A 12,772-nucleotide genomic window follows, 5' to 3' on the forward strand; every position below is an offset into this window, starting at 1 on the left:
CCCTTGCCAAAGGTCCGGTCAAAGGCCCCAGACTTTAACCCAATCCACACATTCCGCTAACCGTCCGAGGGCTTCCCACCCGATCGGGGAGCTCCGATGGCGGCACCCGCCTTTACGCCCCCGTCCTTGCTCCCGGGCGGCGCCTCGAAGGACTCCAGCGCCTCCAGCACGTCCTGGACCCGGGAGATCTCCGCGTTGATGTCCTCACGCCGGCGCACCAGGACCTCCAGCTCCCGCTTGCCCTCCTCGACCGTGGCGCCGCGCCTCGCGGATCGCCTCGGCCTTGAGCTCCTCGGCCTCCCGCACCAGCGCCGACTTCTTCTGCTCGGCCTCCTTGAGGAGCCCCTCCGCCTTCTTCACCGCGGCGATGCGGACCTTGCCGGCCTCGGAGTTGGCGTCCGACACCAGCTCCCGCGCCTTCGCCTGCGCCTTCGCGAGCTGCTCCTCGGACGCCTTGATGAGCGCGTCGCAGCGGTCGCCGGTCGACTTCATCGTCTCGGCGGCCTCGCGGCGGGCCCGCTCGTGCAGCGACTCGATCTCGCTCGTGATGCGGTCGCGCAGCTCCTCGGCCCGCTCCCTTATGGCCGTCGCGTCGCGCCGGGCGCCGATGAGCAGCTCGTCCGCGTCCGTACGGGCCTTCTCCACCCGGGAGTTGCCCTCCACCGTGGCCTCGGAGACCAGCCGGTCGGCCTCGCTGCGCGCCGCGCCGACCATCGAGTCGGCCTGCGCCTCCGCGTCCGCGGTGGTCTTCTGCGCCTGCGTCTGCGCCTCGGCGAGCAGCCTGTCCGCCTCGGCCGCGGTCTCCGTGATGAGCGTGTCGACCTGCTCGGCCGCCTCGGAGCGCCGCTTGTTGGCCTCCTTGCGGGCCTCGTCCAGCGTCGAATCGGCCTCCTCGCGGGCGACGCTCATCAGACGGTCGGCCTCCGCGGCCGCCTCCGCCTTGAAGCGCTCCGCCTCGGTCCTGACCCGCTCGGCGTGCTGTTGTGCGGACCCCACCGTCTCGGCGGCCTCGGCACGCAGCCGCTCCGCGTCCCCCGACGCGTCCGAGATCAGCTTCTCCGCCTTGGCGACCGACTCGGCGCGCAGCCGCTCGGCCTCCGCGATCGTCTCCGACTGCAGCCGCTCGGCCTCCGCGAGGGTCTCCGTCTGGAGCCGCTCCGCCTCGCTTCGGGCCTCGGTGATGAGGGTGTCGGCCTGCGTCGCCGCGTCCGAGCGGATGCGGTTGGCGTCGTCGCGGGCGTCGGCGCGGGTGCGCGACGCGTCCTGCTCGGCCTGGGCGATGGTGTCCGACGCCTCGGTGCGCACCCGCTGGGCGTGCGCGGACGCCTCCGAGCGCAGCCGCTCGGCCTCCGTGATCGCCTCGCCGACGGTCTGCTCGGCCAGCGCCTGCGCCGCCTGCGCCGCCTCGCTCGCCTCCCGCCGGACCCGGCCCGCGTCCTCGGCGGCCCGCTCCCGCTCGGCGTAGGCGTCGGTGCGGACCCGGTCCGCTTCCTCCTCGGCCTCGCGCCGGACGCGGTCCGCCGCGTGCTCGGCGGCCGAGCGCAGCCCGGTGATCTCGTCCTGTGCCTGCTCGTGCAGTCCGGCCACGGAATCCCGCACCTGCTGCGCGTGCTGCTCGGCAGCCGACACCATCTCGGTGGCCCGCCGGTCGGCCTCCTCGACCAGCCGGACGGCCTCGGTCTGCGCCTCCTCCACGCGCTTGCGCGCCGAGGCCAGCAGCTCCTCGCTCTGCTCGCGGGCCCGCTCGCGTTCCTGGCCGGCCTCCTGGCGGGCGGAGCCGAGCAGCTCCTCGGCCTCGCGCCGGCGCCGGACGGCCTCCTCCTGGGCGGCGGCCAGCGTCTCGGACGCCTCGTCGGCCAGCCGCTCGGCCGCGGCCTGCGCCTCCGCGCGCACCCGGTCGGCGGTGTCCTGGGCCTCGGTCTTGAGGCGCTCCGCCTCGGCGGCCGCGTCGGAACGCAGCCGGACGGCGACGGCCTCGCCCTCGGCGCGCGAGGCGGCCGCGTCGGCGGCGGCCTCGTTGCGCAGCCGCTCCGCCTCCGCGTCGGCCTGCTGCTGAAGGGTGCGGATCCGGTCGGCGGCCTCGGAGCGCAGCCGTTCGGTCTCCTCGACGGCCTCGCGGCGGATCCGCGCGGCCTCCTCGCGGGCGTCGGTGAGCGCCTGCTCGGCGGAGGCCAGCCGGCTCTCCGTCTCCGTCTGCAGCCGGGTCAGCTCCTCGGCCGCCTCCGCCTGCCGGGCCTCTATGCCGCGCTCGGTCTCCTCGCGCAGTTCGCGCGCGGCCTGCTCGGCGTTCGAGGTGATGGTCTCGGCGAGCTCCACCGCCTCCTCGCGGGAGCGCTCGGCCTCCGCGCGGGTGCGCTCCAGGGTCTCGGCGGCCTGCCGGCGCAGTGCGGTGGCGCGCTCGATGGCCTCGGTGCGCACCTTCTCGCTGTCCGCGGTGGCCTTCTGCCGCAGCTCGTCCGCGTCGGCCTTCGCCTTGGACAGCAGCTCCTCGGCGGTCCTGGCCGCCTCCTCGATCTGCTGGACGGCCTCCTTGCGGGCCTCCGCGCGGATCTTCTCGCCCTCGGCGACGGCGTCGGCGCGCAGCTGCTCGGCCTCGCCGCGCAGCCGGCGGGCCTCCTCCTGCAACTCGACCGTCTTGGCGCGGTACTCCTTGGTGTCGTCCTTCGCCGAGCCCTTGAGCTGCTCGGCGATGTCGTGCGCCTCGGCGCGCAGCCGGTCGGCCTCGGTCTCCGCCTCACGGCGGATCCGCTCGGCCTCCTCGGCGGCGGCCCTGGTGGTGCGCTGGGCGTCCTCCTGCGCCTTGACGAGGACGTCCTCGGCGGTCTTCGCCGCCTTCGACAGCTGGGTCGCGCTCTCCTCGGCGGTGAGCGTGCGGGCCTTCTCGGAGGCCTCCGCGACGATCTTCTCGGCCTCGGCGCGGGCATCGGCGACGAGCTGCTCGGCGTCTGCCTTGGTGGTCTCGGCCTCCTTGGTGGCCTCGCTGACCAGCCGGGCGACCTGCTCCTTCGCGGTGCGGGTGCGCTGCTCGTTGGCCGACTCGGCGCCCGCGAGCGTCTTCGACGCGGCCTCCTTGGCCTCGGCGAGCACCTTGTCGGCCTCGGCCTGCGCCTTGCGCAGCGCCTCCTCGGCCTCGGACATCCGCTGCTCGGCGGCGCGGCTGAGCTCGCCGGCCTGCCGGCGGGCGGCGTCGGACTCGGTGACGGTGGAGGTGCGCAGCTGCTCCGCGTGGTCGCTGGCCTCCTGGGCCTGCGTGGACGCGGCGTTCAGCAGCCGCTCGGCGTCGGTGCGGGCCCGCAGCAGCAGCTGCTCGGCCTCGGCGCGGGCCGACTCGGCGTCGGCCTGCAGCCGCTGCCGGGCCTCCGTCGCCACCCGTTCGGCCTCGGCGCGCGCGGCCGTCAGGGCCTGCTCGGCCTCGGCCCGCGACTCGTCGAGGAGCCGGCGGGCCTGCGCCTCGGTACGGGCGCGCAGCTGCTCGGCCCACGCCACGTTCTCGTTGACGTGCGACTCGACGTTCTGCCGGCGCTCGGCCAGCTCCTGGTCGAGCTGCTGGCGGCGGGTGACGGCCTCCTGGTGCAGCTCCGCCTGGAGGCGGGCCGCCTGCTCGGCGTGCTCCTGGAGGATGCGCTGCGTCTGCGCCCGGGCCTGGCTCAGCTCCCGTTCGGCGTCCTGCCGCAGCTGGTCGGCCTGCATCTGCGCGTTGCGCAGCAGCTGCTCGGCCTGGTACCCGAGGTCGCCGCCGTCGAAGGCGGGCCGGGACATGATGGTGCGCCGCGCCTCGTGCAACTTGGCGCGCAGCACCTCGACCTGGTAGCCGAGGTCCTCGGCATGCTGGATCGCCTTTTCCCGCTCGGTCTTCAGCCGCTTCATCTCGGCTTCGAACCGAGTCAGGTGGTCGACGTCAGCCGCCGGCTCCCGCTCCTGGCTCTCATAGCCCCGCACTGCGCGGTCCCATCCGTCCCTGGTCGCAAGCTTCCGAACGAGCCCCGTCCATCCGCCGGACGGGGCCCCCGGGGAATGGTGTCAGATCAACGACGGAGCATGGGCTGCTGCCCCGACGCTCGTCCCCCGAAACCCGGACCCCGGCTGCGTCCCGCCGCTGACGGCAGGACCGGGTCGCCCCGGTGTGAGCGGCGACCGAGCCCAACCCTACCGGCCCATATGTACGGGGGTCAGTGCTCAGGTGACTCAACAGGGGCCGATGTGACCAGTTCTGTCAGTACTCCGTGGCAATCCTTCGGGTGCAGGAAGGTGATTCGTGACCCCATGGAGCCGCGTCGGGGCTCTTCGTACAGAACGCGTACGCCCTTGGAACGGATGTCGGCCGCCTCGCCGTCCACGTCCGCCGTGCCGAAAGCGATGTGGTGGACGCCCTCGCCGTTCTTGTCGAGCCACTTGGCGACGGTGGAGTCGGGGCGGGTCGGCTCCAGAAGCTGCAGGTAGGAGGCGCCGCCGTCGGAGGTGTCGTTGATCTTGAGCATGGCCTCGCGCACGCCCTGCTCCTCGTTGACCTCGGAGTGGAACACCTCGAAGCCGTATGTGGAACGGTAGAACTCGACGGTCGCGTCGAGGTCGTGGCAGGCGATCCCGATGTGGTCGATTCGCGTCAGCATGCTGCTAGTGCAGCGCGGCGGAGGTGGTTACGCAACGTGCGCGCGATCACACTGACGGCCCGATGACGGCACGGAGTGCCACTCAGTACATTCGAAGTAAACCCTCGTTCACTCCTCGGCCTGTGCAGGCCGGTAAGGGGAATCGCAGCTCATGACTGACTCGACTGGTTCCAACGGCACGACCTCGGTGATCGTCGCGGGCGCGCGTACGCCCATGGGACGACTGCTGGGCTCCCTCAAGTCCTTCTCCGGAGCCGATCTCGGCGGCTTCGCGATCAAGGCCGCCCTCGACCGCGCGGGCATCGGCGGCGACCAGGTGCAGTACGTGATCATGGGCCAGGTGCTGCAGGCCGGCGCGGGCCAGATCCCGGCCCGTCAGGCCGCCGTCAAGGCCGGCATCCCGATGAACGTGCCGGCGCTCACGATCAACAAGGTGTGTCTCTCGGGCCTGGACGCGATCGCCCTCGCGGACCAGCTGATCCGCGCGGGTGAGTTCGACGTCGTCGTGGCCGGCGGTCAGGAGTCCATGACGAACGCCCCGCACCTGCTGCCGAAGTCCCGCGAGGGCTTCAAGTACGGCGCGATCGAGATGCTCGACGCGATGGCGCACGACGGTCTGACCGACGCCTTCGAGAACATCGCCATGGGCGAGTCCACCGAGAAGCACAACACCCGCCTCGGCCTCGCCCGTCCGGAGCAGGACGAGATCGCCGCCCTGTCCCACCAGCGTGCGGCCGCCGCCCAGAAGAACGGCGTCTTCGAGGCGGAGATCACCCCGGTCGAGATCCCGCAGCGCAAGGGCGAGCCGGTCGTCTTCAGCAAGGACGAGGGCATCCGCGCCGACACGACCGCGGAGTCCCTCGGCAAGCTCCGCCCGGCGTTCGCCAAGGACGGCACGATCACCGCGGGCTCGTCCTCGCAGATCTCCGACGGCGCGGCGGCCGTCGTCGTGATGAGCAAGGCCAAGGCGCAGGAGCTCGGCCTGGAGTGGATCGCCGAGATCGGCGCCCACGGCAACGTGGCCGGGCCGGACAACTCGCTGCAGTCCCAGCCCTCCAACGCCATCGCGCACGCCCTGAAGAAGGAGGGCCTGGAGGTCGCCGACCTGGACCTGATCGAGATCAACGAGGCCTTCGCCGCCGTCGCGGTCCAGTCAATGAAGGACCTCGGCGTGTCCACGGAAAAGGTGAACGTCAACGGTGGTGCCATCGCCCTCGGACACCCGATCGGCATGTCCGGCGCCCGGCTGGTGCTGCACCTGGCCCTGGAGCTCAAGCGGCGCGGCGGCGGCGTCGGCGCGGCGGCGCTGTGCGGCGGCGGCGGGCAGGGCGACGCGCTGATCGTGCGGGTGCCCAAGGCCTGAGTCGCGTCGCGCGACGTCACCCGCTGAACGCAACTGAACGGATCTGAACGGAGCTGTGATGCAGGACGTCTCCTCGCTGGTCGCCCAGGCCAGGGAAGGCCGCCCCCGGGCCGTGGCCCGGCTGATCTCCCTCGTGGAGGGGGCGTCCCCGCAGCTCAGGGAGGTCATGGCGGCCCTGGCGCCGCTCACCGGCAATGCCTACGTGGTCGGGCTGACGGGGTCGCCGGGCGTGGGCAAGTCCACCTCGACCTCCGCGCTGGTCACCGCCTACCGCAGGCAGGGCAGGCGGGTCGGCGTGCTCGCCGTCGACCCGTCCTCCCCGTTCTCCGGGGGCGCGCTCCTCGGCGACCGGGTCCGGATGTCCGACCACGCCTCCGACCCCGGCGTCTACATCCGCTCCATGGCCACCCGCGGCCACCTCGGCGGCCTCGCCTGGTCGGCCCCGCAGGCGATCCGCGTGCTGGACGCCGCCGGCTGCGACGTGATCCTGGTCGAGACGGTCGGCGTCGGCCAGTCGGAGGTCGAGATCGCCTCCCAGGCGGACACCAGCGTGGTCCTGCTGGCCCCGGGAATGGGCGACGGCATCCAGGCGGCCAAGGCGGGCATCCTGGAGATCGGCGACGTCTACGTCGTCAACAAGGCCGACCGGGACGGCGCCGACGCCACCGCCCGCGAACTGAACCACATGCTCGGCCTCGGCGAGGCCCGCGGCCCCGGGGACTGGCGGCCCCCGATCGTGAAGACCGTGGCTGCGCGCTCCGAAGGCATCGACGAGGTCGTCGAGGCGCTGGAGAAGCACCGGGCGTGGATGGAGGAGCACGGCGTCCTCGCCGAGCGCCGCCGCGCCCGCGCCGCCCGCGAGGTCGAGACGATCGCCGTCACGGCCCTGCGCGAACGCATCGGCGACCTGCACGGCGACCGCCGCCTGAGCAGCCTGGCGGACCGCATCGTCACCGGCGAACTCGACCCCTACCGCGCGGCCGACGAACTGGTGGCGGGGCTCACGGAGGGGTGAGCGGGGCCGGCGGCACGGCGGTGGAAAACGGCGTGCGGGGCGTGCGCGGGCGCTGGTACGTTCGTTTCGTGTTTCTCCTCTTGGCATAGGGACCGCCCAGGTCCGTGATCGGTGAGCGGCAGCAGGCCGGACCGGTCGCGGCGATCCGGCGTCCCCCTTCCCGCCCTGCCTCGAGTCGAGGAACCTCCTCATGTCCGCTTCACCGTCCGTGCGGCCTTCGTATGCCGTCGTCCTGCGGCTCCCGCACGCCCGCCGCACCTTCGCCGCCGCCCTGACCGGCCGGTTGTCCTACGCGGTCGTCCCGCTGTCCGTGATGCTCGCCGTGACCCGGTCCTCGGGCTCGTACGCGGTGGCCGGCGCCGTGATGGCGCTGTTCGGAGCCACCGCCGTCTTCCTGTCGCCCGCGCGGGCGGCCCTCGTCGACCGCCACGGGCCACGCCGGGCGCTGGTGCCGATGACGGCCGGGCACACCGTGCTGCTCGGGCTGCTGGCCGCGGCGCTCTCCCGGCCGGGCGCCGCCCCCGCACCGGCGCTCGGCGCCCTCGCCGCGGCCGCCGGGGCCTGTGTGCCGCCGCTGGGGCCGGCCATGCGGGCCGTCTGGACGCGGCTCGCCCCCGACCGGGCCCTGCTCCAGCGCGCCTACAGCCTCGACGGCGTCGCCGAGGAACTGCTGTTCGTGACCGGGCCGCTGCTGGTCGGCGTCCTCGTCGGCTTCGCACCTCCGGCCGCCGGGATCGTGGCCGGCGCGGCCCTGATGGCCGGCGGCACGGCCGGGTTCCTGTCGTCCCCCGCGCTGCGGACGGCGCCCGCGGGCACCGGCGCCGAGCGGCGGGGCGGCGGCGGGCTGCGCGGGCTCGGACGGCCCGTGGCCGCGATCGCCGGCGTCGGCCTGGCGCTGGGCGTGGTCGACCTGCTGGTCGTGGCGTTCGCGGAACGGCACGGACACGGCACCGGTGGGGCGGGCGTGGCCTGGGTGCTGGCGGCGTTGTCGGCCGGCAGCGCCGTCGGCGGGCTGCTCAACGGCGCCGTCTCCTGGCGGACGCCGGCCCCGGCCCGGCTGCCGGTGCTCACGGCGGGCCTCGGTCTGACCCTGTGCGGCGCGGCCCTGGCACCGGGCCTCGGCACCCTGGCCGCGGCCGTCGCGGTCGCCGGGTTCTTCGTGTCGCCGGCGCTCACCACGGCCTACCTCATCGCCGACGAGGTCGCCGGCCCGCAGGCCCGGGTGCGCGCGGGGGCGTGGATCAACACCGCCGTCAACGCGGGCTGCACAGCCGGCACGGCGGTCGCCGGGGCGCTGGCCGTGCGGCTGCCGGTGGGGGCGTGCTTCGCGCTGACCGGGGCGGCGGTGCTCGCGACGTCGGCACTCGTCGCGGGCGCGTCGCGGCGGGACAGGCCGAGGCAGGGCCCGCCGAGGAAAGGCCGGCCGAGGAAAGACAAGCCGGGGCAGGGCACGGGGCGGAAGGACACGCCCGGGAAGGGCACGCCGGAGAGGGACACGAGCGAACTCGTGCCCCTCGTCTCAGACCGCCCGTGACACCGGCGGGCGGGATCGGTCCCGGGCGGGTCAGTCGTCGAGGTCCTGCGTGACCTTGCCGGTACGCGCGTCCACCAGCCACTCGCCGCCCCCGGCGGTGTCCACGCTCCAGACGCCGGCGCCCGCGTCGTCGTCCAGGTCGACGTCGCTCACCGTGCCCTTCGCGGCGACGGCCCGGACGGCCTCCCGGGCGTCCACCGTCGTGCCCTTCAGTGCGGCGAGGTCCGCACGGCCGTCGTCGTCACCGTCGTCGTCCGTGTCACGGTGGGCCCCGAGCACCTTGCCGGTGTCCGGGGAGACGGTGACGGCGTACTCGGCGCCGTCCGCCTTCACGACGTCCACCTGCCAGGTCCCGGCGCCCTGGCCGTCGTCCTCGCGGTCGGCGGATACCGCGGTGCCGGGGGTGTGGGCCAGCGCGGCCGCGATCGCCTCCGTGACGCCGGCCTTCGCGCCGGTCTTCGAGGCGGTGGTCGCCTTGTCCGCGTCGCCGGCCCGTGCCGCCGTCCGCGCCTCGGCGGCCGGGGCCTGCGCCGCGCCGGTGGACGAGGCGCCGTCCGCGAAGGCGACCGCGGCACCCCCGCCGAGCAGGACGGACGCGGCGGCGACGGCGGTGACGAGCTTGCGCTTCATGGGGGTTCCTCCGGTTTCGGGGTCGTTCGCTTTCGACGAGGACCACGCTGCCCGACCGGAGCTGAAGCCCCGCTGAAGACACCTGAAGGGCGCTTCAGCTTCGGTTTGGCATCCTGAGCGCATGCGCCCGCCCGTCATCCGCCACCGCCCCGCCCCAGGCGCCGCCGCGCGCCACCCCTTCCGGATCCTGATCGTCGAGGACGAACGCCGGCTGGCGCTGTCGCTGGCCGGGGGCCTCGCCGCCGAGGGCTACGCCGTGGACGTCGTCCACAACGGCCTGGAGGGGCTGCACCAGGCCGGTGAGTCGCCGTACGACCTGCTCCTCCTCGACATCATGCTGCCCGGCATGAACGGCTACCGGGTCTGCTCCGCGCTGCGCGCCGCCGGCCACGACCTGCCGATCCTCATGCTCACCGCCAAGGACGGCGAGTACGACGAGGCGGAGGGCCTGGACACGGGCGCGGACGACTATCTGACCAAGCCGTTCTCGTACGTCGTCCTCGTCGCCCGGGTGAAGGCGCTGCTGCGCCGGCGCGGCCGGGACGGCGGGGCCTCGCCGGTGCTGGAACTGGGCGGGCTGACCGTGGACACCGCCGCCCGGCGGGTCTTCGTCGGCGGGGAGGAGACCGTCCTCACCGCCAAGGAGTTCGCCGTGCTGGAGCACCTCGCGACCCGGGCCGGCGAGGTGGTGTCCAAGGCCGACGTCCTCGAGCACGTCTGGGACTTCGCCTACGACGGCGACCCCAACATCGTCGAGGTGTACGTCAGCGCGCTGCGCCGCAAGCTGGGCGCGGGGCTCATCCGGACCGTGCGCGGCGCCGGGTACCGGCTGGAGCGGCCGGAGACGGCGCGATGAGCCGCAGGTTCGGCTCGGTGCGGGCGCGCGCGACCCTCGGCGCGGTCCTCGTGGTCGCCGTCGCCCTGCTCGCGGCCGGCGCCGCCGTGCTGCTGTCCCTGCGCTCCCAGCTGCTCGACCAGGCCGACGCGCAGGCGGAGCGCGCCGCGCGGGCCGTCGCCGCCCAGCTGTCCGTCGGGACGGCGTACGACCGGCTGTCCTCCCTGGACGACGACGACCGCCCGGTCCGGGTCGTCGACGCGGCAGGCCGGCAGGTCGCCGCGTCCGAGGATCTGGAGCGGATCAGCGGGACGCCGGCCGCGGAGGCCGACGACGACCTCGACCCCGGCGAGATCGAGGAGGAGGCCCGCTTCGACGACGGCTCCGCGACCGTCGACGGCGACACGGCCGGCTACCGGTTCGCCGCCCTGCGGGTCCAGGACCCGGTCGAGGGCCCGCTGACCGTGTACGCCGGCGCCCCGCTGTCCGTCGAACGCGGCGCCGTGCGCACCGCCCTGACGGTCATGCTGATCGGCTTCCCGCTGCTGCTGGCCGTCGTCGCGGCGGTGACCTGGCTGGTCACCCGGAGGGCGCTGCGGCCGGTCGAGGGAATCCGGCGCGAGATGGCGGCGATCACCGCCTCCGCCGACCTGGGCCGCCGGGTGCCCGAGCCGGACACCCACGACGAGGTCGCCCGGCTGGCCAGGACGACCAACGAGACGCTCGCCGCGCTGGAGACCTCGGTGGAGCGGCAGCGCCGGTTCGTCGCCGACGCCTCCCACGAGCTGCGCAGCCCGATCGCCTCGCTGCGCACCCAGCTGGAGGTGGGCGCCGCGCACCCCGGGCTGCTGGACGTGGCGGGCGCGGTCGAGGACACCGTCCGGCTGCAACGGCTGGCCGCCGACCTGCTGCTGCTCGCCCGGCTGGACGCGGGGGAGGAGCCCGCGGGCGGGCGGGTCGACCTGGCGGCGCTGGCGTGCGAGGAGGCCGCCGGGCGGCCGGCGGTGACGGTGGAGGCGGCGGGCGGAGCGGCCGCCGCGGTGGCCGGATCGCGGGGGCAGTTGCGGAGGGTGCTGGCCAACCTGCTCGACAACGCGCAGCGGCACGCCCGGACGGAGGTCGCGGTGAGCGTGCGGCGGTCGGGCGACCGGGTCGTCGTCGAGGTCGCCGACGACGGGGACGGAGTGCCGGAAGCCGACCGGGAGCGGATCTTCGAGCGCTTCGTCCGGCTGGACGACGCGCGCGGCCGTGACGACGGCGGAGCGGGCCTCGGTCTCGCGATCGCCAGGGACGTGGCGGCGCGGCACGGCGGCACGCTCACGGTCGGTGAGACGCCGGCAGGCGGAGCCCGGTTCGAGCTCCGCCTGCCGGCCGTCACCGCGGAGGGGGTGCTCCGGGCGTAGGGGGTGCTACGGCCGCCCCCGGCACCCGCGGAGGTGTTCCGCGACGGGCTTCAGGGCCTTGGAGAGTTCCGCCAGGGCCTCGGGGGACAGGAGGTCGATGAAGTGTCGCCGCACGGAGTCCACATGGTGCGGCGCGACCTTCTGCATGGTCTCCATGCCGTGGTCGGTCAGGACCGCGTACAGACCGCGGCGGTCGGACTCGCAGTTCTCCCGGCGCACCAGATCGGCGTTCTCCATCCGGGTGATCTGGTGCGAGAGCCGGCTCTTGGACTGGAGGGTGGCGGAGGCGAGGTCGCTCATGCGCATCCGGACGCCCTCCGACTCGGAGAGGTTCACCAGGATCTCGTAGTCGTTCATGGTCAGTCCGAACGGCTGGAGATCCTTCTCGAGCTGGTACGTCAACAGCCTGTTGACCTCCAGATGGGTGCGCCAGGCGCACTGCTCCGCTTGGGCCAGCCAGCGCGTGGCCGTTTCGGTCTCCATAGATGAAGTCTACCTAAAATGTTGAAAGGCGAACTAGTACGGGCGGCGTGACGGTGCGCACGCGTTCGATGTCACACTCCGCAGACTACCGCTCACAGCCCGAAGCGACGCTGGAGGTCCCCCAGCTGTCCGGGAAGGCGCGGTGCGCCTGACGGCGCGCCGTGGCCCCCGTGTCCACCTGGGACGCCGCCCGCGCCGGGCACTCCGGGCTCGTGCGGAACCGCCCCCGTGGCCTGCTCGGCCATCAGGGTCTCGGTCGATTGAAGCAGCACCGTCCCGGCGCCCACGAACTCGAACTGGTGCTCCTCCCCGGAGGCGCCGCCCAGGCCCGTCAGCGCACGTAGACCGCCCATGACGCCGGTCATGTACCCGTGGTCGTAGTGATGGCACGGGGAGGGGCAGTCGGCCCAGCCGACGAGGGCCTGGGGGTCCACCCGGAGCGGAGGTTCCATGAACACCACCGGACCGTTGGATGCGGCCACGAACTTTCCCGTTCCGATGAGGGTGAGAAATCCCGGCACGATCGACTGCTTGAGCGACAGACTTGGCTGAAAAGCGAGCAGATTGCTCGAGCGAATGGTCAGGTTGCCCTCTTCGAGGTCGTACGAGTTCACATCGAAGGCCCGGTCGGCGAGGAGCATCTTGCCCGAGCCCTCCGCCACGACCCAGTCGCTCGCGTGCAGAGGCGAATGGAAGGAAGTGCGCACCAGGCGGTCCAGCCGGCCGTGTCCGACGCCGTTGAAGTCGATCGACCCGTAGTAGGCGATCATCTTCCCCTTCTGCAGGAACCACTGGCTCCCCTTGAGCTCCACGCAGAAGGTGTAGCTGTTCACGTTGTCGTCGACCGGCAGGGTCATGGGGTCGTGCACCGTCGGGCCGCCGCCCGGAGCCCCGTACAT

Annotated in this window: 9 protein-coding genes and 1 pseudogene; 5 read left to right on the forward strand and 5 right to left on the reverse strand. The window is 73.7% G+C overall.

Features of this window, described 5'->3' with window-relative positions:
- Window positions 1-56: 56 nt before the first annotated feature.
- Both scy and mce read right to left on the reverse strand, forming a co-directional pair.
- Window positions 57-3,939, reverse strand: a pseudogene (scy, locus tag QF032_RS26850) (polarized growth protein Scy).
- A 230-nt stretch (window positions 3,940-4,169) separates the two neighbouring features.
- Window positions 4,170-4,610: a methylmalonyl-CoA epimerase gene (mce, locus tag QF032_RS26855; protein WP_306949231.1), complete on the reverse strand. Its 441-nt coding sequence runs from the start codon at window positions 4,608-4,610 to the stop codon at window positions 4,170-4,172.
- Window positions 4,611-4,761: 151 nt separating this feature from the next.
- Here mce and QF032_RS26860 point away from each other — a divergent pair, with 151 nt between their 5' ends.
- From QF032_RS26860 to QF032_RS26870, 3 genes are all read left to right on the forward strand, one after another.
- Complete coding sequence (locus QF032_RS26860) at window positions 4,762-5,973, forward strand: acetyl-CoA C-acetyltransferase (protein ID WP_307046001.1); 1,212 nt, start codon at window positions 4,762-4,764, stop codon at window positions 5,971-5,973.
- 58 nt (window positions 5,974-6,031) lie between these two features.
- A complete protein-coding gene (gene meaB / locus QF032_RS26865) occupies window positions 6,032-6,988 on the forward strand; it encodes a methylmalonyl Co-A mutase-associated GTPase MeaB (RefSeq protein ID WP_307046003.1) in 957 nt (318 codons plus the stop codon).
- A 190-nt stretch (window positions 6,989-7,178) separates the two neighbouring features.
- Window positions 7,179-8,522, forward strand: coding sequence for an MFS transporter (locus QF032_RS26870; RefSeq protein ID WP_307046005.1), 1,344 nt, complete (start codon window positions 7,179-7,181; stop codon window positions 8,520-8,522).
- A 30-nt stretch (window positions 8,523-8,552) separates the two neighbouring features.
- Here QF032_RS26870 and QF032_RS26875 read toward each other — a convergent pair whose 3' ends face one another.
- On the reverse strand, window positions 8,553-9,152 hold the full coding sequence (locus tag QF032_RS26875; RefSeq protein WP_307046006.1) for a PepSY domain-containing protein: 600 nt from the start codon (window positions 9,150-9,152) through the stop codon (window positions 8,553-8,555).
- Window positions 9,153-9,273: 121 nt separating this feature from the next.
- Between QF032_RS26875 and QF032_RS26880 the strand changes: the two genes are divergently transcribed.
- Together QF032_RS26880 and QF032_RS26885 are read left to right on the forward strand one after the other, a co-directional pair.
- Window positions 9,274-10,008: a response regulator transcription factor gene (locus QF032_RS26880; RefSeq protein ID WP_307046008.1), complete on the forward strand. Its 735-nt coding sequence runs from the start codon at window positions 9,274-9,276 to the stop codon at window positions 10,006-10,008.
- The gene (locus tag QF032_RS26885) at window positions 10,005-11,390 is read left to right on the forward strand and encodes a sensor histidine kinase (protein ID WP_307046010.1); all 1,386 of its coding nucleotides are present in this window, start codon (window positions 10,005-10,007) and stop codon (window positions 11,388-11,390) included. Before QF032_RS26880 ends, QF032_RS26885 begins: the two co-directional genes overlap by 4 nt.
- 6 nt (window positions 11,391-11,396) lie before the next feature.
- Here the strand turns inward: QF032_RS26885 and QF032_RS26890 are convergent, their stop codons facing one another.
- Both QF032_RS26890 and QF032_RS26895 read right to left on the reverse strand, forming a co-directional pair.
- Window positions 11,397-11,873 carry a MarR family winged helix-turn-helix transcriptional regulator gene (locus QF032_RS26890; protein WP_307046012.1) on the reverse strand — a complete coding sequence of 159 codons (477 nt, stop codon included), beginning with the start codon at window positions 11,871-11,873 and terminating at the stop codon, window positions 11,397-11,399.
- Window positions 11,874-11,965: 92 nt separating this feature from the next.
- Entirely contained in the window at window positions 11,966-12,772 is an 807-nt protein-coding gene (locus tag QF032_RS26895; RefSeq protein WP_307060385.1) for an AIM24 family protein, read from the reverse strand.

The sequence above is a fragment of the Streptomyces achromogenes genome, from assembly GCF_030816715.1.
In the GTDB taxonomy this organism is placed as follows: domain Bacteria; phylum Actinomycetota; class Actinomycetes; order Streptomycetales; family Streptomycetaceae; genus Streptomyces; species Streptomyces achromogenes_A.

Coding starts and splice junctions, on each gene's coding strand:
- QF032_RS26895 (WP_307060385.1), bottom strand. CDS start 12,772: ATGTACGGGGCTCCGGGCGGCGGCCCGACGGTGCACGACCCCATGACC.
- QF032_RS26880 (WP_307046008.1), top strand. CDS start 9,274: ATGCGCCCGCCCGTCATCCGCCACCGCCCCGCCCCAGGCGCCGCCGCG.
- QF032_RS26885 (WP_307046010.1), top strand. CDS start 10,005: ATGAGCCGCAGGTTCGGCTCGGTGCGGGCGCGCGCGACCCTCGGCGCG.
- QF032_RS26875 (WP_307046006.1), bottom strand. CDS start 9,152: ATGAAGCGCAAGCTCGTCACCGCCGTCGCCGCCGCGTCCGTCCTGCTC.
- meaB (WP_307046003.1), top strand. CDS start 6,032: ATGCAGGACGTCTCCTCGCTGGTCGCCCAGGCCAGGGAAGGCCGCCCC.
- QF032_RS26860 (WP_307046001.1), top strand. CDS start 4,762: ATGACTGACTCGACTGGTTCCAACGGCACGACCTCGGTGATCGTCGCG.
- QF032_RS26870 (WP_307046005.1), top strand. CDS start 7,179: ATGTCCGCTTCACCGTCCGTGCGGCCTTCGTATGCCGTCGTCCTGCGG.
- mce (WP_306949231.1), bottom strand. CDS start 4,610: ATGCTGACGCGAATCGACCACATCGGGATCGCCTGCCACGACCTCGAC.
- QF032_RS26890 (WP_307046012.1), bottom strand. CDS start 11,873: ATGGAGACCGAAACGGCCACGCGCTGGCTGGCCCAAGCGGAGCAGTGC.